We start from the raw sequence: 23,850 nt of genomic DNA on the forward strand, positions 1-23,850 counted from the left end.
GGCACCGATGTCCGCACCCGTTGTGCCGGTCCGTCACGTCACAGACGGCGGCCTGGAAACCGATCTGATCTTCCATCACGGCGTCGATCTGCCGGACTTCGCCGCCTTCGTACTCCTCGACGATGATGACGGCCGCCGGCTCCTGGGCGAGTACTACCGCGGCTACGTCGAGATCGCCCGAGCACACGGCGCCCCGCTGCGGCTCGAGACCCCCACCTGGCGTGCGAGCTCGGACTGGGGCGCCCGGCTCGGATACGACACCGACGCCATGCATCGGGTCAACGTCGATGCGGTGCGGCTGCTGCAGCGGATCGCTGCCGAGTCCGGCCTGCCTGTGGTGCAGATCGTCGGCATGCTCGGCCCCCGAGGAGACGGCTACCGACCGGGGGCGTGGGATCCCGTGACCGGACCGGATGACGCCTATCGCTATCACCGCGACCAGGTGCGCGCCCTCGTCGAGGCGGGGGCAGACGTGATCGCCGCGTACACGCTCAACGACGCGGCGGAGGCGCAGGGCATCGTCCGCGCCGCCCGCGAGGCAGGCATCGCCGTCGAGATCTCGTTCACCGTCGAGACCGACGGACTGCTCGCGTCAGGCCGCACACTCGCGGAGACGATCGCCGAGGTCGAGGCGTCGGATCCGCCCGACGGTTACGCCCTCAACTGCGCGCACCCGGATCACTTCGAGCGCGCTCTGGATGCCGACACCGCGCCACGTATCGTCGGCATCCGCCCCAACGCCTCACGCCTCTCGCACGCCGAGCTCGACGAGTCGGAGATCCTCGACGACGGCGACCCCGTCGAACTGGCCGACCGCATGGCTCAGCTCCTCGAGCGGATGCCGTCGGTGCGCGTCATCGGAGGATGCTGCGGCACCGATTCACGGCACGTCGCGGCGATCTGGGAGCGGCTCGGCAGAGACCCCGTCCGGGCATAGAAGAAGGCCCCGGAGTGGAGTCCAGGGCCTTCTCCTCGATTATAGCTCTTAGAGCGACTCGACGATCTCACGCATGAGAGCGGCGGTCTCGGACGGCGTCTTGCCGACCTTGACCCCGGCGGCCTCGAGGGCCTCCTTCTTCGCCTGAGCGGTGCCTGCCGAGCCCGAGACGATGGCGCCTGCGTGGCCCATGGTCTTGCCCTCGGGGGCCGTGAAGCCCGCGACGTAGCCGACGACGGGCTTGGTGACGTGCGCCTTGATGTACTCGGCCGCACGCTCTTCAGCGTCGCCGCCGATCTCGCCGATCATCACGATCGCCTTGGTCTCGGGGTCTGCTTCGAACGCGGCCAGCGCGTCGATGTGCGTCGTGCCGATGACCGGGTCGCCGCCGATGCCGATGGCGGTCGAGAAGCCCAGGTCGCGCAGCTCGAACATCATCTGGTAGGTCAGGGTGCCCGACTTCGACACGAGGCCGATCGGGCCCTTGCCGGTGATGTTCGCGGGCGTGATGCCGACGAGCGCCTCACCGGGGGTGATGATGCCGGGGCAGTTCGGTCCGATGATGCGGGTCGTGTTGCCCTTGCTCTGCGCGTAGGCCCAGGCCTCGGCCGAGTCCCCGACGGGGACGCCCTCGGTGATCACGACGAGCAGCGGGATCTCGGCGTCGATGGCCTCGATCATCGCGTCCTTGGTGAAGGCACCGGGGACGAAGGCGATCGACACGTCGGCGCCGGTCTCCTTCATGGCCTCGGCCACGGAGGCGAAGACGGGGAGCTCGACGGCGTTGCCGTCCTTGTCGGTGTGCGAGACCGTGGTGCCGGCCTTGCGCGCGTTCACGCCACCGACGACCTGGGTGCCGGCCTTCAGCATGAGCGCCGTGTGCTTGGTGCCCTCGCCTCCGGTGATGCCCTGGACGATGACCTTGGAATCCTTGTTGAGGTAGATCGACATTTCTTTAGTCCTTGTGTCTCTCTGCGATCAGGCGTTGGCGAGTTCGGCGGCCTTGTCGGCGCCCTCGTCCATGGTGCTGGCGAGCGTGACGAGCGGGTGCGCGTACTCGGCGAGGATCGCGCGACCCTCGTCGACGCGGTTGCCGTCGAGGCGCACGACGAGCGGCTTGGAGGCTGCGCTGCCGAGGGTCTCGAGAGCGCCCTTGATGCCGTTGGCGACGGCGTCGCACGCCGTGATGCCGCCGAAGACGTTCACGAACACGCTCTTGACCTGCGGGTCGCCGAGGATGACGTCGAGGCCTGCGGCCATGACCTCAGCCGAGGCGCCACCGCCGATGTCGAGGAAGTTGGCGGGCTTGACGCCGTTGTGGTTCTCACCGGCGTAGGCGACGACGTCGAGCGTCGACATGACGAGTCCTGCACCGTTGCCGATGATTCCGACCTCGCCGTCGAGCTTCACGTAGTTCAGACCGCTCTTCTTGGCCTTGGCCTCGAGCGGGTCGGCTGCGTCCTTGTCTTCGAGCGCTTCGTGCTCGGGGTGACGGATCTCGGAGGCGTTGTCATCGAGTGTGACCTTGCCGTCGAGAGCGATGATGTCGCCCTCTTCGGTGCGGACCAGCGGGTTGACCTCGACGAGAGTCGCGTCTTCGCCCTTGTAGACGTCGAAGAGCTTGACGAAGACATCGGAGACCTTCTCGATGAGGTCTTCGGGGAAGTTGGCTGCACGGGCGATCTCGACGGCCTTCGCCTTGTCGATGCCGGTCAGCGGGTTGACCTCGACGCGTGCGAGCGCCTCGGGGCGCTCGACCGCGAGCTCCTCGATCTCCATGCCGCCCTCGACCGAGCAGAGGCTCAGATAGGAGCGGTTGGCACGGTCGAGCAGCACGGAGAAGTAGAACTCCTCGGCGATACGCGCACCCTGCGCGACCATGACGCGCTTGACGACGTGGCCCTTGATGTCGAGTCCGAGGATGGCCTTGGCCGCCTCGTATGCCTCTTCGGGGGTCTTCGCGACCTTGACGCCGCCGGCCTTGCCGCGACCACCGGTCTTCACCTGGGCCTTGACGACGACGACTCCGCCGATCTTCTCAGCGGCTGCCTTCACCTCCTCAGGGGTGTCGGCGACGATGCCGGCGAGAACCGGCACTCCGTACTTTTCGAAAACGTCTCGTGCCTGGTACTCGTACAGATCCACTGTGGTTCCTTCACTGGGCTGCTGTCTGGTAATTCTCTCGATGTCGAGACATCGACCAGTCGCCCAGCCTACTACCTCGAACTGAACGCTCCCGGCGGCCAAGAGGCCGCCGGGAGCGCATACCGGTATGGAGATCGGGTTCAGCGGAGCGTGTCGCGACTGCCCGCCTGGGCCGAACGCGAGCGGGGCCCTGTCTCCTCATCGTCTTCGAGCTTGGGGGCGATCGGGCCGCCGAGACCCGAGCGTTCGCGCCGCTTCTCGTCGTCGCCTGCTCCGCCCATCATGCCGGGAGCCATCGAACGACCACCCGCGCCGGCGGCCGAACCGCCGGCAGAGCCGGATGCCGAACCGGATGCGGATCCTGCCGCCCCGATGCCTCCGGGGCCGGTCGCACCACTCATGCCGAGCAGTCCACGTCCGGCAGTGGCCGCACCAGCACCGGCTCCTGCGCCGCTCCCACCCGCGCCGAAGAGGCTCGCGCCGCCCGTGCCGCCGAGAGACGCCGAGCGCGTGCCCAGGAGGGCCGCGGCTCCCGCACCACCCACGACCGCTGCGCCGAGCGTGCCCGAACCACCGGATCCGCCGGTGAGCAGACCTCCGCCACCGCCGCCGCCACTGGCACCGCCACCGCCGGGGTACCCGGGCAGGGTGCCGCCGATCGGCGAGTCCACGCTGGGGTCACCTGCGCCGCCGCTTCCGGATCCGCCTGGGTCGACGGTGCCCCAGCCGTCGTCGCCGCCGGTGCCGACGCCGCCCCCGCCGTTGCCACCGCCTGAGTCACCGTTGCCGAAGTCGGTGTCACCCACCGATCCGCCGTTGCCACCGCCTGAGCCGCCGTTGCCACCGCCTGAGCCGCCATTGCCGACGCCCGAGCCGCCGTCGCCTCCGGGCACCCACCCTCCGCCAGGCTGCGCCGTCCAGCTGCCGCCGCCGGTGCCGCCCTGCGGCGAGCCGCCACCTGCCGACGGCCCATTGCTGCCGACCGGGGGAACACGGGAGTCGATCCCGTCCACGTCGATCACGGGAAGGGGGACAGAGGAGGTGTTGACCGTCACTGTGCCGGGGTCCTGGAAGTTCTGTCGCGCCTCTCCGGTGAGCGAGCCGCGGATGGCCTTGAGCTCCTCGATCGCCGCGGCCTCCCGCTCTGCGGCGAGCCGCGCCTCTTCACGCGCCACAGCCTCGCCGGTGTCGAAGGCGCCCCATCCGTCGGTGATCCCGGCGAGATTGCGTTGGGCATCGGCGATGAATCCGTCCGCAGATGCTGACGGCAGGCGCCGCAGCGCAGCGGATGCGGCGCCCGCCGCACTGTCCGCGGCCCTGCGGAGGCCCGAGCGCATGTCCGTCAACGCCGTCTCGATGGCGGTCGCGTTCTTCTCCATACGCTCCAGGAGAACCTGCGCCTCGCCCACCGAGTCGCCGGTCCAACCGGGGATCTCCCGCACGGCCTGGATCGCTCTCCGCAGCTCCGCCACCGCCTGCAGGCGGGACTCCATCTCAGGGTCCGTGAACGAGCTCATCGATGACAGCGCCCGGAGCTCATCCTCGAACATCGTCGGTGTGCACACATTGGGGTCATACATCTGCGCGTCCTCCACTCTTCTTGCGGCCGATCAGTATTGCAGTCGCCGCGACGGCGATCACGATGACCGCTCCGCCGCCCAGCATCCACGGAAGCGCACCGGGACCCGAGCCGTCTTCGGCACTCGGCTCTCCGGTCGGCTCGGTGCCGGTCGCCGAGAACACCTCCTCGAACGAGGGCGACTGGTCGTCCTTGAAGAGAGGGTTCTCATCGGGATACTGCGTGGGATCCTCCTGCACGAGACGGGTCGCATTGATGATCCCGTGCCCGAAGGTGTCCGACCACTGCAGCTCATGCGGGGTCGAGCCTGTGTTGCGGATCATCGACTGCAGCAGCTGCGACCCGCTGGCATCCGGCCACTTCTGCTTCGCCAGTGCAAGAAGGCTCGCGACGATCGGAGTGGCTGCCGAGTTGCCTGACCACGCCGACATCCCCCACGTCTGATCGAAGCCGAGGCCTGCGACGTCGATACCCGGCGCGACGATGTCCACGTCCTCGTTGACCATTGCGGAACCGTCGAGCTGCGTCGCCGCCTGCGCCGACGCATCGACGGACGCGACGTTCACGACGCCGTTGATGGTGGTCGTCACGAACTCCCAGACGGTGTCGCGGTTCGGCAGTCCGGCTACGACGAGCACGCCCTCGCGCAGTGCGGCGGCGACGCTGTCGACGGAATCCTGCGAAAGCTCATCTGCGAGTCGATTCAACCCACCCGACATGGTGACGATGTCCGCGCCCTGGGCGACGGCATCGTCGAGGGCAGCAGGGAACGTGTCTCCCTCGCACGAGTCCTGCAGGATGCCGTAATAGAGGATCCGCACGCCGGGAGCGATCCCGACCGGACCCGCACCCGAGTCCGATGTGCCGTTTCCGACGATCAGCGACGTCACCGACGTCCCATGCTTCAGCCCCTCGAAGTCGTCGCGATTCCCCGAGAGCGGATCGGGACAGCCCTCGGCTTGCCTCACCTCGATGTCCGCACCCTCGAGCGTGGAGACCTCCGGGTCGAGGGCGGCGTCGAAAACGGCGACGGTCACGCCGTCACCGGTGATCCCCGCGTCGTGGATCGCCTGGATCTTCATCGCGTCCAGATACCAGAGCGGCCCGTCTGCCGAGAAGTCCTGCGCCGCAGCCGCGCTCGGTGCTGTCGCCGCTGCCGCTGCGATCGCGAGTGCCATCGCGACGGCACCCCATCGACGAACACTCATCAGTACGTGACCGACTCGGTGCCGTCGTCCTCCGTCGTGCCCGAGGATGCCTCTGGACCCGATTCCGCCGGAGCGGAACCGGTGCTGGTCAGGTGAGCGGTCGGCGTGAGTGCCGGGTCGTCGACGACCTGCGCGATCTGAGCGAGAGACGCGGAGAGGTTCTGCTCTGACTCCTGCTTCTGGTCCACGACGGCTTTGAGCGCATCCCGGAAGGCGGCGGTGTTGACGCTGAGCTCGGCGATCATCGCCTCGAGGCCGGCGGCATAGTCGGACGCGGAATCGATGTAGGGCGCAGTCGTGTTGGTGCGCAGGCCTTCGATCTGCGTTCCGCGCGACCCCACTCCGGCCGCTTCGATGCTCTTGACGAGCGTATGGATGTTCTCGAGCATCTGCTCGAAGTCAGCACCGATCTGCGCTGCCATGATCTTCCCCTCCGTCAGGGACGCGAGCGCGCCCCACCCTCCGGCGACCCATGTTAGTCGACGCTATCGACAGTGCACAGAGCGCGTCGCCGCGGTCGGTGTATTACGGCGTCTGCACCGCGTGAAGCCGAGGTCTAGGCTCGTCCCATGCATGAATCCGCAGAACTGCGCACCGGCGTCGTGGCCGCTGCGCTCGAGCTGTTCGCAACACAGGGGTTCGATCAGACCTCCGTCGAGCAGATCGCGAAGGCCGCAGGGGTCTCACGGTCGACGTTCTTCCGCCAGTTCGGCGGCAAGGAGGACGTCGTCTTCGCCGACCACGAGGTTCTGCTCGATCAGCTGCGGACCTTCCTCTCCGAGGGGCATGACGACCCCTGGGGCGCAGTGTGCGCAGCATCCGAATCGGTCTTCGCCCACTTCGCGCACGACCCGGAGCTCGCGCGTCGGCGCTATCAGATCGTGCGTCAGGTGCCGGTGCTCCGTGAACGCGAGATCATCACGGTGTTCCGCTACGAGCGACTGTTCGACGACTACCTGCGCAGCTCGCTTCCCGGCATCGACCCTCTGGATGCCGTCGGATTCTCCGCCCTCGTCACCGCGGTGCACAACCATGTGCTCCGGCAGCTGCTGCGCGGCAAGAAGAAGGTGCCGCTCTCGACGTTGCAGACGGCGCTCGCCGACGTCCGCCGCCGTTACGGTGTGCCATCGGAGGCGGTCACCGAAGCGCCGGACGATGTCGTCGTCGCCGTGTTCCCCCGTTCGATGCCCATCGCCGAGGTCACCCGGCGCCTACGCACGCAGCTCGACTGACCCCGCCTGACTCCCGTCGAGGGAGTCGTGGAACCGAGTATCGAGGAGTACGATACTTGGTGTCACGAAGGAGTCACCATGAGCACCGCAGCCTCCCCTCTCCCCGGCGAGCGCGTCTCGTCGTACGACATCACCGGACGCCAGGACAGCGACTACTACGCCGTCTTCGCCGACATCCCCGACGCCGATCGCCGGGCCTGGGATCGCGCCAAGGCGTACATCGACGAGGTCGGACCGCAGATGGCGGAGGCCTGGGACCGCGCCGAGTACCCGCTCGACGCCGCTCGCCGCATGGGCGAGATGGACCTGGTCGTCGACGGCATCGAGCATCCTTCACTCACCCGCCTCTCCCCGCTCGCCGCCGGGCTCGTGAACATGGAGATCTCCCGCGGCGACGGGTCGCTCGGCACCGTGCTCGCGGTGCAGGGCGGGCTCGCGCTGCGCACTCTCGCGCTCTTCGGCTCACCCGATCAGCAGCAGAAGTGGCTGACGGCCCTCGCCGACGGCTCGGTCTTCGGCTCCTTCGCACTCACCGAGCCCGACCATGGGTCGGACTCCGTCTCGCTCGAGACCGTCGCACGCCGCGATGGCGACGAATGGGTCATCCGCGGTGCGAAGAAGTGGATCGGCAACGGCGCCTCGGGCGGCATCACGTTCGTGTGGGCCCGCGTCGATGACGAGACGGCGGCCGAGCACGGCGCCGTCCGGTGCTTCCTCGTCGAACAGGACACCCCCGGATACACCGGGACGCCGATCCGCGGCAAGGCATCGCTCCGAGCCATCCACCAGGCGCACATAGAGCTCGACGACGTGCGCGTGTCGCTCGACTCCGTGCTGCCGGGGACGAAGAGCTTCAAAGACGCGTCGGTCGTGCTCTACGCGACCCGTTCGGGCGTCGCCTGGTCGGCTCTCGGTCACGCGACCGCCTGCTACGAGGCCGCGCTCGCGTACTCGACCCAGCGCATCCAGTTCGGCAAGCCGCTGGCCAAGTTCCAGATGGTGCAGGAACGCCTCACCCACATGCTCGAGGATCTCACCGCGATGCAGCTCTACTGCCGTCGCCTCGCAGACCTCGAGACCGCCGGCGAGCTGCGGCCCACGCAGGCGTCACTGGCGAAGTTCCACAACACGCGCGCAGCACGGCGCGTGGCCGCGATCGCCCGCGATCTGCTCGGCGGCAACGGCATCCTGCTCGAGAACGGCGTGATGCAGCACATGGCCGACATCGAGGCGATCCACACCTACGAGGGCACCGAGAGCGTGCAGGCGCTGCTGCTCGGCCGTGACATCACCGGGATGAGCGCTTTCGCCTGACCCGGCGCGGTGCTCGCCTGTCGGGAGTCAGCCTTCGGACTTCCCGCCTGAGGTGGTCGGTGAAGGATCGCCGACGAATCTCTGACCACCGATCACCGAGAGGAGCCGCAGCTTCTCGTGGCTCTCGCTGCCCGGCGCCGCGGTGTAGACGAGCAGGGAGTGCGACTGCTCCGGATCGACGAGCGTCTGGCAGGTGAGCTCCAGCCGCCCGAGCTCGGGGTGCATGAAGCGCTTGGTGGCGCCGGGGCGGAGACCCACCTCGTGCTTCTTCCAGATTCGTCGGAACTCCTCGCTCCGATCGGTCAGAAGGTCCACATAACGCGCCGCTCGAGATCCCGGGCCCCGACGAGCGGCGATCTCGCGCAGCCCCGACACCCACAGCCGAGAGAGGAACGGGTGATCCTCCGGGTCGTAGATCGACCGCGCGGAGGGGTCGGTGAACCATCGATATCCGATGCTGCGCGAAGGTCCGCGGAGTCCGACGAGATCCCCCACCAGGGCGCTGCCCAACGGGCTCTGACGCAGAGTCTCACCGAGTTCCGTGACCACCTCGGCGGGAGTGTCGTGCAGTCGATCGAAGATCCGCAGCATCCCCGGGCTCACATGGTCGCTCTCGGCCCCTCGCGCCGGCGGCGTGTGACCGGCGAGGGCGAAGAGATGGTCTCGCTCTGCCAGTGAGAGGTGCAGTCCCTGGGCGATCGCCGCCACCATCTGGTCGGAGGGCTGAGGTCCGCGTTCCTGTTCGAGCCGTGCGTAGTAATCGGTCGACATGTGGCACAGCGAAGCGGCTTCCTCCCGTCGCAGGCCGCCGGTGCGTCGCCGCTCTCCGCGTGCGAGCCCGACATCCTCGGGTTGCAGCGCCTCGCGCCTCGTTCTCAGGAACTCCGCGAGCCCCCGCCGGTCCACCGCCATGCGCTTCTCCCGCCGTCGACTCCGTTCTACCAGCCGGCCCCTTTGCGATCCACGGATCGACGATCCCTGGTTCGCACGACGGACACGGGAGAGCATCGGAGCCGACGAAGAAGAAGAGAGAACATGCCACGCAAGAACGCAGAGCCGACCATCCCGCCGTTGCACGGCGCGCGCGCAGTGATCACCGGAGCAAGCGACGGAATCGGGATGGGAATCGCCACCCGTCTCGCCACCGCAGGCGCGGAGGTCGTGATGCCCGTCCGCAACCGGGCCAAGGGCGACGTGGCGATCGCACGGATCCGCGAGACGGCTCCGAATGCGCGCATCTCGCTGCGGGATCTCGATCTCTCGTCGCTCGGCTCGGTCGCCGCACTCGCCGCCACGTTGCGAGATGAGGGAGAGCCGATCAGCATCCTCATCAACAATGCCGGAGTGATGACGCCCCCTGACCGCAGAACCACGGCGGACGGCTTCGAGCTGCAGTTCGGCGCCAACCATCTGGGGCACTTCGCGCTCGTCGGACGGCTGCTCCCCCTGCTCATGGTCGGCGCGGCCAGGGTCGTGTCGCAGATCAGCATCGCGGCCGACAGCGGAGGCATCAACTGGGACGACCTGCAGTGGGAGCGCTCGTACAACGGGATGCGCGCGTACAGCCAGTCCAAGATCGCGTTCGGGATGTTCGCGCTCGAGCTCCAGCGACGCAGCGAGGCCGAGGGATGGGGCATCGCCAGCATGCTCTCGCATCCGGGGGTCGCACCGACGAACCTGCTGGCCGCGCAGCCGGATCTCGGCCGCGCGACTCAGACGTCAGGGCGCCGCGTCATCGACGCGCTCTCGCGCCGAGGCCTGATCGTCGGCACGGCCGAGTCCGCGGGACTTCCTGCGGTCTACGCGGCGACCTCAGCGGATGCCGTCGGCGGAGGGTTCTACGGGCCGTCGGGGATCGGTCACCTCGGCGGCCCGCCCGCACCTCAGAAGCTCTATTCGCGTCTGCGGGACGATGAGTCGGCCCGGAGGATCTGGGACGTGTCGCAGAAGCTCACCGGCGTGCCCTTCGAGGCACCGTGATCGCGGGCGTCAGTCGCAGCCACAACCCCCGGCCGGCGTCTTCACCATGAAGCAGACGTCGCACACGCCGTAGTCGCGCTCGCTCGTCTTCGTCGCACGCTCGGCCTTCGGCGCCGCCGCGACTCGGGGAGTCGTGCTGCGCTTCGCCTTGACCGGAGCGATGGGACGGAACTCGCTCGGGTGCGTCACGAAGAAGTACGGAGCACGGCCTTCGCTCGGCCGCAGACGCAGGGGCGTGGAGCCGACGACGACGACCTCGTCTTCGGCGAAGCCATTGGTGTAGGTCTTGCCGATGTGCAGCGAGGCGCCCTCGCCGCGGCGGATCGCCTCGATGTAGCGGCCTCGGTCGATGTAGGACGAGATGCCGACGGCATCCGTGATCGCCGCGATGAACTCGTGGTTCTCTTCGGCGATGCGGTGCGCTCGGAGCGCCTCCGCGAGGGTTCGGTACGGACGGGAGTTGCCTGTGGGGGTCGGGCCCTGAACTTCATTCATTTCCTCAAGGATCTCACGCCCGGGCATGGAAGACTGGCCGAATGGCACGCGCGACGATCATCGGCTCCGGACCGAACGGCCTGGCGGCGGCCGTGACCCTCGCCCGCGCGGGGTACGAGGTGCGCGTCCTCGAGGCGGCGCACACCATCGGCGGCGGCGTCCGCACAGCCGAGTCGACCCTCTCCGGCTTCCGCCACGACGTCTGCGCCGCGGTTCATCCGGCCGCGCTGTCGTCGACGTTCTTCCAGGCGTTCGGCCTCGCCGAACGGGTCGAATGGATTCTTCCCGACATCTCCTACGCGCACCCGCTCGACGGCGGCAGAGCCGGCATCGCCTGGCGCGACATAGAGCGCACCGCCGCGGCGCTCGGTGCCGACGAGCGCGCCTGGCTGTCGCTTCTGCGCCCGCTCAGCACACATGTCGAGGGTGTCGTCGACTTCACCGGCAATCAGATGCTGCGAGTTCCTCACGAGCCGATCACGGCTCTCCGGTTCGCACTGCGGATGCTCGATCAGGGCACGCCCCTGGCCCGCCGCACCTTCCGCACCGAAGAGGCCGCCGGCCTGATGGCGGGCGTCCTGGCGCATGCGAACACTCCCCTCCCCTCCCTCGCCGGCGCAGCCGCCGGACTGCTGCTGGCCGCGCAGGCGCACGCGGGGGGATGGATGTACCCGCGAGGCGGTGCGCAGAACATCGCCGACAGCATGGTCGCCGACATCGAGGCCCATGGCGGATCCGTCGAGACAGGCGCCCACATCACCGACCTGGCATCCCTCGACTGGGGCGACCCCGCCCGCGGCGATCTGCTGATGCTGAACACGTCGCCCCGGCTCACCCTCACTCATCCCGACATCCCCGCGTCGTACGCGCGGGCGATCCGCAACTATCGCTACGGACCGGCTGCGGCGAAGGTCGACTTCGCTCTCGACGGGCCCATCCCGTGGGCCAACGCAGAGGTCGGGCAGTCGCCCACCGTGCACATCGGAGGATCGGCCGCGGAGATCTGGGAGAGCGAGAACGCCGTCGCCCGTGGTCGCATCAGCGATCACCCGTACGTGCTGTCCGTGCAGCCGTCGGTCTTCGATCCGAGTCGGGCGCCCGAGGGCAAGGCGGTGCTGTGGGCGTACATCCATGTGCCGCAGGGCTCCGACCTCGACGCCACCGAGCTCGTCACCCGTCAGGTCGAACGGTTCGCGCCCGGCTTCCGCGACCTCGTCCTCGCCCACCACTCGGTGCCCGCGTCGTCGCGCGAGGCGATCAACCCGTCGGAGATCGGCGGAGACATCCTGGGCGGCGCCTTCACCATCCCGCAGGCGCTGCGCAGACCCGTGCTCGGCACAGCGCCCTGGCGCACACCGATGCGCGGCGTGTATCTCGCTTCGGCATCGACCCCGCCGGGTCCAGGGGTCAACGGCATGGCCGGGTGGCACGCTGCCCGAACGGCGCTGAAGGATGCGGGCGCCCGCGTCTCGCTCGGCGACCTCTTCGGCTGACATCCCCGAAGTCCCCCTTCTGCGACAGCGTCGGCGACGCCAGGATGGACCCATGCGCTACGAGATCCCCTCTCCGATGCTGGCGAAGGCGGCGGCATCCGTCCCGGACCCCGCGAAGACCACCGGCGGACTGCTGTTCGAGCCCAAGTGGGACGGATTCCGTGGGCTGATCGCCTGGGACGGCGAGACAGTCGAGATCGGCTCCCGCGGAGCGAAGCCTCTGACCAGGTACTTCCCCGAGCTCGTCGAAGCGATCCCCCGGCTTCTCCCTGGCCCGTGCCTGCTCGACGGCGAGATCGTCGTCGCCACGGGGACTGAGGGCGCGCAGCGACTCGACTGGGAAGCGCTGAGCCAGCGCATCCATCCCGCGGCCTCGCGAGTCGCCAGGCTGGCCGCAGAGACGCCCGCGATGTTCATCGCGTTCGACCTGCTGGCCGTCGACGATGAAGACCTGTCGAGCACCCCGTTCGCCGAGCGGCGCGAGCGCCTGGAGACGCTGATGGCCGGGGTCGAGCATCCGTTGCACATCACCCGCACCACCCGCGATCGTGATGCGGCCGTGCGCTGGCTCGCGGAGTTCGAAGGCGCAGGCCTCGACGGAGTGGTCGCCAAGCCGCTCGATCAGCCGTACGCGCCGGGCAAGCGCACCCTGGTCAAGGTCAAACACGCCCGCACGGCCGACGTGGTCGCGCTCGGATATCGTGTGCACAGATCCGGATCGGGGGTCGGGTCGCTGCTCGTGGGCCTCTACGATTCCGACGGCACGCTGCGCCAGGTCGGCGGCGTGGCGGCATGGAGCGATGTGCGCCGGAGGGAACTCGTCGAGGAGCTCGCCCCGCTGGTGGAGCGCGACGATGCAGGCGATGCCGTCACCGGAGAAGGAGAGCGCTCGCGCTTCAGCGGCTCGAAGGACGTGTCGTTCGTTCGACTGCGACCCGAGCTCGTGCTCGAAGTCCGCTACGACCAGCTCGAGGGTTCGCGGTTCCGGCACACCGTGCAGTTCGAGCGCTGGCGCCCCGATCGAGATGCCCGTTCGTGCACCTACGATCAGCTCGAGACCGTGGAGGGATACGACCTGGCCGAGGTCATCGGCTGAGCCTCATTCGTCGATCGGGTCGCCGTTCGCATCCCAGTTCGCCTCGACCTTCTTGCTGGGCTGCACACGCGGCGGCTCCCCCGGCATCTTCGGGAACTCGGGCGGGAACGACAGCTCGCCCAGCCCCGCCTCCAGGTCGCGCTCCCACCACTCCAGCAGGGTGTCGATGCGGCCCGGGCTGCTCTGCTTGCCCGCCCACGGGTCACCGATCTCATCGAGTCGTTTCGGGATGCTGCGCACGGTGAACGCGGCGGGGTCGAGGCCGTCGAGCTCATCCCAGTGCACCGGCGTCGAGACCGTGGCTCCGGGAAGAGCGCGAGGGCTGTAGGCACCGGCCATCGTGCGGTCTCGGTTGGCCTGGTTGAAGTCGATGAAGACGCGCTCCCCTCGTTCCTCCTTCCACCAGCTCTTCGTCACCTGCTCGGGCATCCGTCGCTCCAGCTCTCGGCCGGCCGCGATCACGGCGTGCCGCACGTCGAGGAACTCGTGCGTCGGCTCGATCGGGGCGAACACATGCAGCCCGCGGTTGCCGCTGGTCTTCACGAACGCGTCGAGACCGACCTCGCTGAGCACCTCTCTCAGCGCGTGTGCGGCGGGAACGGCGTCGGCGAACCCGGTTCCCGGCTGCGGATCGAGGTCGATCCGCAGCTCGACCGGGTTGTCGGGGTCGGAGGCGAGCGACGCCCACGGGTGGAACACGATCGTGTTCATCTGCGCCGCCCAGACGATGGCGCTCGGTCGATTGAGCACGATCTGCGGATGCCGTCGCCCGCTGTTGTAGGTCACCGTGACAGCGTCGACATAGTCGGGCGTGCCCTTGGGCGGGTTCTTCGAGAAGAAGCCGTCGCTGCCGAGTCCGTCGCGGAAGCGCTCGAGCGAGACGGGACGGTTGCCGTTCGCCTCGAGGAACGGAGCACTCACGAGCTGGAAGTACTCCGCGAGCTCGGCCTTCGTGATGCCGTCCTTCGGCCACACCACCCTGTTCGGGTTGGAGAGCACGACCTCGCGCTCCCCATCAGGATCGATGACGGTCAGGGGCACGCGTTCTGAGGCCATGCTCCGACCCTAGGGGGCAGGTGCGACGCGCGGAAGCCCGTCAGTCGTCGATATCGATCGCCAGGATCAGCACGGAGGTGAGCGCCTCGCGCTCGACCACGATGCTGGGCCCGGCCGGGTCGATGATGACACCGGCCATATCGACGTGGCTGGACAGGATCTTCGCCAGCTGCAGCGGCTCGAAGGGCAGCGGTCGATCGCCACGTCCGAGCGCGAGCACCTCGAGCGGGTGCGAGAACAGCTGGAGGAACCGCTTGCCGTCAGGCGTCTGCGCTTCGGCGATGCCGACCTGCCCGCCGGGGTTGCCCTCGTTGACGGCCACCCACATGCGCTTGGTCGCGAGCGCCTCGCCGACCTTGGAGGCAGAGTCCTGCTCGCGCGGTGCGGCGATGAGCGACTTGACGGTCATGTCGACATCCGCCTGCTCGAGAGCCTTCTGCAACAGCTCGGTCGGGAACACCACGCGGTGCGGTGCCGAGGCGTTGTCGACGATGAGGCCGGCGAAATCTCCGGACACCACCTGCTGCAGTACCGAGGTGACCGGCTGTGCGACGGCCGATGTCGCCGTCGGGTCCTTCTCGAGCTGCACGGAGTCTCGCACGGCGGCAGCCGAGCTGAACGCCAGCATGAACTGGCGCTCACCATCGCGCACGACGGCGACCGCGAGGGGCTTGCCCTCACTGATCTGTGCCCGAGCATCGCCGTTCACCCGGATGTACATGTGGCCCTGCAGCGCCTGGCGGAGAACTCCGAGAAGCTGCTCGTTCGTCGCGCCCTGCTCGACCTCCTTGAGCGATTCGCGCAGCAGGACGTTGTCCTTCATACCCGCGACGGTCTCGGTCTGCTCGGGCGGCAGCGCAGGTGCCAGCGGGAGCTTGCGCTCGGGCTCGGCCACGGGCGCAGGAGCGGGCGCCGCGGGAGCAGGCGACGCATTCGGTGCGGATGCCGCGGGAGCCGCGTCGGGATCGGGCAGCTCGACCTCGGGTCCGGCCTGCGCGCCGACGCCGCGGAACGCCTGCACGGAGATCCCGATGGTGGGCGCGACCTCGGCGGCTTCGGAGGGTGTCTCCGCGACCTCCGGAGCGTCGACGACAGACTCCTCGGTCTCGGTGTGGTCGGCGACGACATCGTCAGCGGACTTCTTGCGGCGAGAGAACAGGGCCATATCAGCCAGCCTAACCCGCTACAGGGCTAGATCTTCTCGATCGGCGCGACCTTGATCAGCAGCTTCTTCTGGCCGGCGGAATCGAAACGCACGTGAGCGATGCGCTTCGCCCCCTCGCCCGTCACCGCGTCGACTCGCCCCTCGCCGAAGTCCGAGTGGCGGATGCGGTCACCGGCGGCGAGTTCGAGGTCGCCGTTGTCGCGCATCTTCGCCGTCACCCTGTTGGGGAACTTGTCCATCGCCGTGGACAGCGGCTTGAGCGAGTCGCGTCCTGGCAGCTGCTTCACCCCGAAACGGTCGCCCGAACCGGAGCCCCCGAATCCGCCTCCCCTGCGTGCGTTGAGCGCGCGGGACTGCATGCCCCCGCGGGAGTTGACGTCGCCTGGCGACTGGCGCCAGTCGATGAGCCCGGCGGGGATCTCCTGCAGGAATCGGCTGGGCATCGCGACCGAGACCTCTCCGAACTGAGCCCTGGTCATCGCCAGCGACAGGTGCAGACGCTTGCGAGCGCGGGTGATGCCGACGTAGAAGAGTCGACGTTCCTCCTGCGGGCCGCCCGGCTCACCGGCCGAGATGCGGTGCGGGATGAGGTCCTCTTCGACGCCGGTCACGAACACCGCGTCGTACTCGAGCCCCTTCGCGGTGTGCATCGTCATCAGGGACACCGAGCCCGACTCGTCGTCGAGGTCGTCGGCGTCGGAGACGAGGGCGACCTCCGTGAGGAAGTCGACGATCGTCCCGTCGGGGTTGTTGCGGGCGAAGTCTCGTGCGACGGCGACGAACTCGTCGAGGTTCTCGACGCGCGCCTCGTCCTGAGGGTCGCGGCTCGCACGCAGCGCGTCGAGGTAGCCGCTCTTCGACAGCAGCACGCTGAGCCCGTCGGCGACGGCGGTGGGCGCGGGGACCTCACCGGAAGCGGGGAGCATGATCTCGGTCGCTTCGGCCAGCACGGCATCGAGCTGGGCGATGCCGGCCTGGATCTTCGGGCCGAAGCCCAGCTGATCCGGCACCGAGAGCGCTTGGCGGAAGGTGATGTCATGCTCTTCGGCGAAGCGGGCGATCGCCGTCTCGGTGACGTCGCCGATGCCCCGGCGCGGCTTGTTGAGGATGCGTCGCACCGCCATCTCGTCGGCGGGGTTCGCGACCGCGACGAGATAGGCGAGTGCGTCCTTGATCTCGGCGCGCTCGTAGAACTTCGTGCCGCCCATGATCTTGTAGGGCACGGCCGAGCGGATGAAGATCTCTTCCAGGGCGCGCGACTGCGAGTTCGTGCGATAGAAGACCGCCATCTCGGAGTACGGCATTCCGGCCCGGTGCAGCACCTCGACCTCGTCGGCCACGAACTGCGCCTCATCGTGCTGCGAATACCCGGTGAAGCCGACGATCATGTCACCGTCGCCCTTGTCGCTCCAGAGCTTCTTGTCCTTGCGGTCGAAGTTGTTGCCGATCACGGCATTCGCCGCGGAAAGGATGTTCTGCGTGGAGCGGTAGTTCTGCTCGAGCAGCACGACACGGGCGCCCGGGAAATCGCGCTCGAACTCGCTGATGTTGCGGATGTCGGCACCGCGGAAGGCGTAGATCGACTGGTCGGAGTCGCCCACCACGGTGAGCGAGGCGCCCTCGAGCTCGGGAGTGGTCTCAGGCTCGAAGATCATCATGCCGTTGGAGGCATACGGGTCTGGGCTCTCGCCCGTCACGGGCCGCGTCAGCTCGTGGATGAGCGCGTACTGGGCGTGGTTCGTGTCCTGATACTCGTCGACGAGCACGTGACGGAAACGACGGCGGTAGGTGTCGGCGACCTGCGGGAACGCACGGAACAGGTGGACGGTCTGCCCGATCAGGTCGTCGAAGTCGAACGCGTTCGCCTTCTGCAGCTGCCGCTGGTAATCGGCGAACAGCTCGACGAAGATCCGCTCGGCCGGGTCGCTCATGTTCGCCTGACGCGCATAGGCGTCGGCGTCCGACAGCTCGTTCTTGAGCTTCGAGATGCGCGACTGCACGGCTCCGGGGGTGAGTCCGTATGCGTCGGCCTCGTGCTGCTTGACCAGACGCTTGATGAGGGCGCGCGAGTCGCCCGAGTCGTAGATCGTGAACGACTTGGTGAACCCGAACTGCTGGGCCTCTCGGCGGAGGATGCGCACACAGGCGGAGTGGAAGGTCGAGATCCACATGCCCCGAGCGGCGTCGCCGACGATCGCCTCGACGCGCTCGCGCATCTCACCGGCCGCCTTGTTGGTGAAGGTGATCGCGAGGATCTGGCTGGGCCAGGCCTCTCGCGCCCTCAGCAGCGAGGCGATGCGGCGGGTGAGAACGCTGGTCTTGCCCGAACCGGCTCCCGCGACGATCAGCAGCGCGGGTCCGCGATAGGTCACCGCCTCGAGCTGCTGCGGGTTGAGGCCGGCGAGGAGGTCGTCCTGTCCCTGCGCTCCCGTGGAGCGGGGGCCGACGGATCCGGGAACGATGAGGGGGGCTTCGGTCATGGCTCTATGAGTCTAGGCCGCGCCACCGACACTGCCGTCGGGTGGAAGTCCCGCAGGGACGACGAGGCGCGGAACGCCCTCTCCGACGGTGCGCGCGAAGACGGCCTGGCGCACGAGTCATCGTGCACCAGGCCGTCCGTCGTGCGGAGGCGTCGAATCAGGCCGAACGACGACGTCGGCGGGCGACCAGCGCGCCGACGACGACGAGCAGCAGCGCCAGCGAGATCATCGCCACGGGCACTTCGACGCCGGTTGCGGCGAGCCCGCTCGGGTCGGTGACGTGGTTGTCGTCGCCGGAGTTCTCACCCGGGTCCTCTCCCGGGTTCTCGCCGGGGTTCGCTCCCGGGTCCTCTCCCGGGTTCTCGCCGGGGTTCTCGCCGGTGACCCCGGGGAGGGTGCCGACGCGCAGCGCCTCCGAGGCGAAGCCGTCGGCGAACCACCAGACCGGGCGCTCACCGTCGACCGACAGCGAGGCCGGAGCCGTCGCGAAGCCCTCGTTGTTGATGTCCGGCATGCCGGCGGGGCGGGCGAAGTGCGCGAGTCCGGGCTGGGCCGTGCCGTTCAGCGTGATCTGCGCCGACTGCCCCTGACAGCCGTCATCACAGACCGCCCACAGCACGTCGAGCACGCTGTCGTAGTCGAGCGCCATGACCCCGGCGAGCCCCGGTGCGATCTCCGAGACGAGAGTCGCCTGGCCGTCAGCGCCGAGCGCGAACGCGTAGACGTGGCCGTTGTCCTCCACCGCTACGAAGAACAGACCGTCACCGTGGCCGGCGTAGTCCGCCGGGTCGTAGGCCGAGCCGCTGTTGACGTCGAAGAGCGCGCCCTCGAGCGCGCTGTCAGGCACCCACTGCACCGCCTCCATGCCGAGGTTCGCTCCCACGGCAGGAAGCAGCGCGGTCAGATCCCACTCCTGCTCGGCGACGAGATCGCCGGCAGAGGCCTCGGGATCCACCTTGAGAAGGGTGTTCTGGTTCACGCCCTTGGCACTGTTGTCGCGCTCTGAGGCGACGTAGACCGCCCCGTCGCCGTCGACGGTGATGCCCTCGGTGTCGGGGCCTGCGGCGCCCGGGTCCGAGGCATCCTTCTGGAACCGCACGCGCTTGCCCGATTCCCAGCCGGGGATCTGCGAGAACGAGCCGTCGGCATGGGCCTCGAGCTTCCAGATGCGTCCGTCACCGTTGTCGACGGCCCAGAGGAACGATCCGTCGGCGGTCTCCTGCACGTCGAGCCCCGAGCTGTCCTCGAGGAAGGTCGGCGCGGTGTCGAGCACCCGGACCTCGGCAGAACCCGGCCAGGGAGAGACCTCGATCTCTCCTGCACAGGTGTTGGCCTGGCCCTTGGTGCTCTCCGCGGTGACGGCGAATGCGCCGGTCGCATCGGGGCAGCGGCCCCAGGTGGTCGCGGCGTGCCCCGCACCCCAGGTGGTCGAGTCGACGAGAAGACCGCCGTCGAACAGGCGCACGGTGTCGCCGTCGCCCAGACCGAAGCCGAGGTCGGCACCCTCGATGACGAGGTGTCCGCCGGCGCTGATGGTGATGCCGGCCGGGATCGCGTAGGAGTGCGTGTCGTCGTCGTCCTTCACGACGATGCCGGAGACATCGAGGTCGGATGCCGTCGGGTTGACGAGCTCGACCCAGTCACCCGGCGAACCGCCGTCGGACTCGACCTCGTTGATGCGCACCGCGTTGCCGCACGCGTTGCGCTGCCCCTTGGTCGAGACCGCGATGTCGATGAAGTCGCCGCTGCCGTCTGCGCAGCGGGCGAGGACGCCTGCCGCGTGCGCGTCGTACACATGCTCGTCGACGACGTTGAGGTTCGCGTCGCGCACGGTGACCGTGTCGCCGTTGCCGAGGCCGAAGACGAAGTCCGTGGGCTGGTCGAAGACGAAGTACGCGCCCGGTTCGAGAACGGTTCCCACGGGCAGCGGAGTCGTCTCCGCGGCGTGGCCGACCGGATCGCCGTCCATGAGCGTCCAGCCGGAGAGGTCGACCGCCGTGCTGCCGGAGTTCACGACCTCGACCCAGTCGGTCGCGTCGCCGTTGGACTCGATCTCGTTGATGACCACATCGGGCATCACGCACGAGTTCGCGCCGCCCATGGTCGGGTGGGCCAGCACGAAGGCGCCCTCGCCGTCAGGGCAGCGTGCGAGAGTCGCGGCAGCGGCGTCGCCGTCGATCGCCGCGTGGCCCTCCCACGGAAGAGTGTCGTCGATCTGCGCGCCGACGGCGTCGAACAGTCGGATGCGGTCTGCGCTGCCGATCCCGATCGGGTCGCGGAACGCGGTCTCGGCGCCGTCGACGAGGCCGATCGTGCCCTCCTCGACCACGAGGAATCCGCCGGCGGCGATCTGCGCCCCCGGCAGGAACTGCCAGCGGTGGTCGTCCGAGTTGTCGCGGATCTCATAGCCGGAGATGTCGAGCGCGGCGTCTCCGGAGTTGTGGAACTCGACCCAGTCCGCGGGTTGCGAATCGACCTCGTTGATGACGATCGAACCGCCGACAGGGGCGTCCGGGGCGAACACGTTGGCCGCGCCCTTCGTGGACTCGGTGGTCTCGGCCCACTCGACCGTGCCCGCGACCTCGCGGGCACCCCAGGTGACAGCGGCGTGAGCGGTCCAGGCGGTCTCGTCGACGAGGGTCGCGCTCCGGTCGAACAGGCGGACCTGGTCGTCCTTTCCGAGACCGAAGGCGAAACCGCCGACGCCGTCCGCTGCCTCATCGAGCACGAGGTGGGCGCCGGGTTCGACGAGGGAACCGTCGGGGAACACGTACGACTCGTCGTCGCCGTCGTCCTTCACGACGAACCCGCTCAGATCGACGAAGACGTCGGAGGTGTTGACGAACTCGATCCAGTCTCCGGGAACGCCCCCGCTGGATTCGACTTCGTTGATCCGGATGCCGAGTTCGGCTCCGGTGGCGGCGAGGGCACGGCGAGCAGAGCGGCAGCGCTGAGCGCGCAGACCGTCGTGACCGCAGCCGCGGATTTCAAGCGGGACATGGGGCTCCTGGGGGAATCAGACGGGTATGACTCCACATCAGCGATGCCGCATGGCCGCCCGACGACCCGCAGGTGCACGGATGGTGAACGAGCGGTGGCGGTTCACATCCGAGCAGCGGGTCGCCGGTCAGGCGATGCGCGTTCCCGGAGGCAGCCGCTTGGCCGGCGTCCGGGTGCGCGACCACGCTCCGGCGAAGAGCCCACCGGCGATGAGGATCTGCACGCCGAGGCCCACGAACCAGCTCGGGACCGTGCTGGCGATGATCTTCTCGGGGGTCGGATACTCGAACACCTCGTTGGAGCACTCGTCCCAGCTCTGCTCGACCGGCGGCTGCTGGGCCGTGCGGACCCCGAGCTTGATCTGCCCGAACATGTCGACGGGGTAGCCGTCGGCGTTGAACTCGGTCGGTGTGGCGTCGGCGAGGACCACGAACGGGTTCGCGGCGAGAACCCACCAGACGTAGTCGAAGCGCGGAACCTCCTGCGTGTAGGTCTCCCAGGAATCGCAGTCCACGATGCCGTTCGGGTCGTACGGACGGCTCTGCTGCTCGACGTCGGTCCGCACCGCCAGGCCGCCGAGCGCGAACACGACCAGAGTGCCGATCGTGAGGCCGGCGACGACGAGGTACGTCGTCGCGACGGAGAAGAGCGGGCGGGCGATCAGGCCGCTCAGCCCGACACCGATCGCCGCGACGACGATGATCTCCACCACGAGCACCAGCAGCGAGACGAGCAGCACCACGGCATTCGCTCCGCCGCCCAGCAGCGAGATCGCCAGGAAGGGAATCGCGACGATCAGGAACGCGAATCCCGTCGCGACCGCGGCGGCGAGCTTGCCGAGCATGATGTCGCCGGTCGAGGCGGCCGTCACCTGGACGGCCGCCAGGGTCGCGGCGTCGCGATCCCCGTTGATGGCGTTGCCGCTGAGCGTGGGCGACACGAGCACGACGAGCAGGAGCACCATGTTCACGACGATCGAGAAGACGCCCGCGCCGACGAAATCGGCCCAGGAGTAGACCGCGAATGCGAGCACGGTGACGCCGAGAAGGAGCACCCCGAAGATTCCGAGGAGCACGTACCAGCCGACGCTGCGGAGTCTCTGCGTCAGTTCGAGACGGGCGATGATGCGGATGTTCGAGATGCTCATGCGCCTGCCTCCCCGTTGTCGGTCGCTGCGGGCGGGGAGGGCGGCGCCGTCGGAGGAGCCTGCGCCGCAGATCGCGCTGCGGCCGCAGCCGGGTCGTTCAGGGTGAGGAAGGTGTGCTCGAGCGCGCTCTGCGCGGGGGCGAATTCCGAGATCTGGAGACCCGCCTGCACCAGGGAGCGCAGGCCCAGTGCGGCCGCCTCCTCGGAGTCGAAGCCGACGAGCACTCCCCCGCGATCGGCACCGAGCGACTCGATCGGCAGTCCGAGGGTCTTAGCCACCTGCCAGGAGTCCGCGTTCTGGCGGGCGGCGTCGGCCCCCAGCAGCCGGACGCGCCAGGCACGCCCTGTCGACTGCCCCGGCGCGGCATCGACCACCGAGCCCGCGACGAGGAACACGGCGTCGTCGACGACCTCCTCGAGCTCCGACAGGATGTGACTCGAGATCAGCACCGTGCGTCCCTCGGCCGCGAAGCTCCGCAGCAGCGTCCTCAGCTGGATGCGCGCCTCCGGATCGAGACCCGATGCGGGCTCGTCGAGCAGCAGCACCTGCGGATCGTGCACGAGCGCGCGGGCGAGGCCGAGCTTCTGCTTCTGGCCGCGCGACAGCACTTTGGCCGGAGAATCGGCGAGATCTCGCAGACCGACGAGCTCGAGCAGCTGCGCCGCCCGGGCGGCTGCGTCCGGCACCGGGATGCCGTACAGCCGTGCCGTCGTCGTGATCGTCTCGCGAGCGGTCAGCGACGGCCACGCGCCGAGGGCGTCCGGCATCCACCCGAGCAGCCGTCTCGCCGCGAGCGCGTCCTCCGACGGGTCGACTCCGGCGATGCGAATCGTCCCCGCGTCCGGAGCCAGGAGCGACGCGAGCATCAGCAGCAGCGTGGTCTTGCCCGCACCGTTGGGGCCGACGAGTCCGGTCACCCGCCCTGGCTCGGCGCGCAATGTCGCGGAGCGCACCGCCTGCACGCTCCCGAACGATCTGCTGACACTGTCGACGATGATTCCGGTCATCGGGGCAGTCTCGCATCTGTTCTCGCCGGATCACGGGAGGCCGAAACGGATACACAGCGAATCGGCAGATGTTCAGGCTGCGGTGCGAGGATCGAGACGTGCGAACGATCCTCAACATCATCTGGCTGATCTTCGCCGGATTCGGTCTCTTCCTCGGCTACATGCTGGCGGGCATCCTGCTGTGCATCCCGATCGTGACGATCCCCTGGGCCATCGCCTCGTTCCGCATCGCCCGCTACGCGATCTGGCCGTTCGGACGCGAGATCGTCAGCAAGCCGACCTCGGGGGTCGGCTCGTTCCTCGGAAACGTGCTGTGGGTGATCCTCGCGGGTTGGTGGCTGGCGATCGGCCACATCGTCTCGGGTCTGCTGCTCTGCGTCACGATCATCGGCATCCCGATGGGCATCGCCGACTTCAAGATGGTGCCCGTCTCGCTGATGCCGCTCGGCAAGGAGATCGTGTCTCGCAAGGGCGCATTCGACCGCACCCTCTGACGGATCGCACCGTCCGACCTAG

The 23,850-nt window shown here is 68.6% G+C and carries 20 protein-coding genes; 7 read left to right on the forward strand and 13 right to left on the reverse strand.

Going from position 1 to position 23,850, the window contains the following annotated elements; translation table 11 throughout:
• Positions 1–7 precede the first annotated feature (7 nt).
• Complete coding sequence (locus OB895_RS07090; protein WP_311879632.1) at positions 8–937, forward strand: homocysteine S-methyltransferase family protein; 930 nt, start codon at positions 8–10, stop codon at positions 935–937.
• A gap of 48 nt (positions 938–985) precedes the next feature.
• Here OB895_RS07090 and sucD read toward each other — a convergent pair whose 3' ends face one another.
• The 5 genes from sucD to OB895_RS07115 all read right to left on the reverse strand — a co-directional run bounded on the left by sucD (position 986) and on the right by OB895_RS07115 (position 6,291).
• Positions 986–1,888 carry a succinate--CoA ligase subunit alpha gene (gene sucD, locus OB895_RS07095; RefSeq protein ID WP_042539277.1) on the reverse strand — a complete coding sequence of 301 codons (903 nt, stop codon included), beginning with the start codon at positions 1,886–1,888 and terminating at the stop codon, positions 986–988.
• Positions 1,889–1,915: 27 nt separating this feature from the next.
• The gene (sucC, locus tag OB895_RS07100; protein ID WP_042539275.1) at positions 1,916–3,082 is read right to left on the reverse strand and encodes an ADP-forming succinate--CoA ligase subunit beta; all 1,167 of its coding nucleotides are present in this window, start codon (positions 3,080–3,082) and stop codon (positions 1,916–1,918) included.
• Between the two features lie 140 nt (positions 3,083–3,222).
• A complete protein-coding gene (locus OB895_RS07105) occupies positions 3,223–4,662 on the reverse strand; it encodes a hypothetical protein (RefSeq protein ID WP_153302146.1) in 1,440 nt (479 codons plus the stop codon).
• The gene (locus OB895_RS07110) at positions 4,655–5,869 is read right to left on the reverse strand and encodes a S8 family peptidase (protein WP_311879637.1); all 1,215 of its coding nucleotides are present in this window, start codon (positions 5,867–5,869) and stop codon (positions 4,655–4,657) included. Before OB895_RS07110 ends, OB895_RS07105 begins: the two co-directional genes overlap by 8 nt.
• Entirely contained in the window at positions 5,869–6,291 is a 423-nt protein-coding gene (locus OB895_RS07115) for a hypothetical protein (protein ID WP_079112394.1), read from the reverse strand. Before OB895_RS07115 ends, OB895_RS07110 begins: the two co-directional genes overlap by 1 nt.
• A gap of 147 nt (positions 6,292–6,438) precedes the next feature.
• Here OB895_RS07115 and OB895_RS07120 point away from each other — a divergent pair, with 147 nt between their 5' ends.
• Together OB895_RS07120 and OB895_RS07125 are read left to right on the forward strand one after the other, a co-directional pair.
• Complete coding sequence (locus OB895_RS07120) at positions 6,439–7,101, forward strand: TetR/AcrR family transcriptional regulator (protein WP_311879638.1); 663 nt, start codon at positions 6,439–6,441, stop codon at positions 7,099–7,101.
• A gap of 78 nt (positions 7,102–7,179) precedes the next feature.
• The gene (locus OB895_RS07125) at positions 7,180–8,415 is read left to right on the forward strand and encodes an acyl-CoA dehydrogenase family protein (RefSeq protein WP_311879639.1); all 1,236 of its coding nucleotides are present in this window, start codon (positions 7,180–7,182) and stop codon (positions 8,413–8,415) included.
• A 27-nt stretch (positions 8,416–8,442) separates the two neighbouring features.
• Here OB895_RS07125 and OB895_RS07130 read toward each other — a convergent pair whose 3' ends face one another.
• Entirely contained in the window at positions 8,443–9,327 is an 885-nt protein-coding gene (locus tag OB895_RS07130; RefSeq protein WP_079112391.1) for a helix-turn-helix transcriptional regulator, read from the reverse strand.
• A 123-nt stretch (positions 9,328–9,450) separates the two neighbouring features.
• Here OB895_RS07130 and OB895_RS07135 point away from each other — a divergent pair, with 123 nt between their 5' ends.
• Positions 9,451–10,395 carry an SDR family oxidoreductase gene (locus OB895_RS07135; RefSeq protein ID WP_311879640.1) on the forward strand — a complete coding sequence of 315 codons (945 nt, stop codon included), beginning with the start codon at positions 9,451–9,453 and terminating at the stop codon, positions 10,393–10,395.
• A 9-nt stretch (positions 10,396–10,404) separates the two neighbouring features.
• Here the strand turns inward: OB895_RS07135 and OB895_RS07140 are convergent, their stop codons facing one another.
• The gene (locus OB895_RS07140; RefSeq protein WP_056375837.1) at positions 10,405–10,890 is read right to left on the reverse strand and encodes a hypothetical protein; all 486 of its coding nucleotides are present in this window, start codon (positions 10,888–10,890) and stop codon (positions 10,405–10,407) included.
• A gap of 41 nt (positions 10,891–10,931) precedes the next feature.
• Here OB895_RS07140 and OB895_RS07145 point away from each other — a divergent pair, with 41 nt between their 5' ends.
• Together OB895_RS07145 and OB895_RS07150 are read left to right on the forward strand one after the other, a co-directional pair.
• A complete protein-coding gene (locus tag OB895_RS07145) occupies positions 10,932–12,383 on the forward strand; it encodes a phytoene desaturase family protein (protein WP_311879643.1) in 1,452 nt (483 codons plus the stop codon).
• Between the two features lie 52 nt (positions 12,384–12,435).
• On the forward strand, positions 12,436–13,479 hold the full coding sequence (locus tag OB895_RS07150; protein ID WP_311879645.1) for an ATP-dependent DNA ligase: 1,044 nt from the start codon (positions 12,436–12,438) through the stop codon (positions 13,477–13,479).
• Positions 13,480–13,482: 3 nt separating this feature from the next.
• On the opposite strand, the gene ligD is transcribed toward OB895_RS07150, so the two are convergent.
• The 6 genes from ligD to OB895_RS07180 form a co-directional block, all read right to left on the reverse strand.
• The gene (ligD, locus tag OB895_RS07155) at positions 13,483–14,535 is read right to left on the reverse strand and encodes a non-homologous end-joining DNA ligase (protein WP_311879647.1); all 1,053 of its coding nucleotides are present in this window, start codon (positions 14,533–14,535) and stop codon (positions 13,483–13,485) included.
• Between the two features lie 40 nt (positions 14,536–14,575).
• Entirely contained in the window at positions 14,576–15,700 is a 1,125-nt protein-coding gene (locus tag OB895_RS07160; protein WP_311879649.1) for an SseB family protein, read from the reverse strand.
• Between the two features lie 26 nt (positions 15,701–15,726).
• A complete protein-coding gene (locus OB895_RS07165) occupies positions 15,727–18,180 on the reverse strand; it encodes an ATP-dependent helicase (RefSeq protein WP_042539251.1) in 2,454 nt (817 codons plus the stop codon).
• 157 nt (positions 18,181–18,337) lie between these two features.
• Entirely contained in the window at positions 18,338–21,166 is a 2,829-nt protein-coding gene (locus OB895_RS07170; RefSeq protein WP_311879920.1) for a lamin tail domain-containing protein, read from the reverse strand.
• A 141-nt stretch (positions 21,167–21,307) separates the two neighbouring features.
• A complete protein-coding gene (locus OB895_RS07175; RefSeq protein WP_042539247.1) occupies positions 21,308–22,327 on the reverse strand; it encodes an ABC transporter permease in 1,020 nt (339 codons plus the stop codon).
• Positions 22,324–23,334: an ABC transporter ATP-binding protein gene (locus tag OB895_RS07180; RefSeq protein WP_311879651.1), complete on the reverse strand. Its 1,011-nt coding sequence runs from the start codon at positions 23,332–23,334 to the stop codon at positions 22,324–22,326. Before OB895_RS07180 ends, OB895_RS07175 begins: the two co-directional genes overlap by 4 nt.
• Positions 23,335–23,432: 98 nt before the next feature.
• On the opposite strand from OB895_RS07180, the gene OB895_RS07185 reads away from it, so the two are divergent.
• Entirely contained in the window at positions 23,433–23,828 is a 396-nt protein-coding gene (locus OB895_RS07185; RefSeq protein WP_042539456.1) for a YccF domain-containing protein, read from the forward strand.
• The last annotated feature ends 22 nt before the right edge of the window (positions 23,829–23,850 follow it).

It is taken from the genome of Microbacterium forte, assembly GCF_031885415.1.
Classification (GTDB): Bacteria; Actinomycetota; Actinomycetes; order Actinomycetales; family Microbacteriaceae; genus Microbacterium; species Microbacterium forte.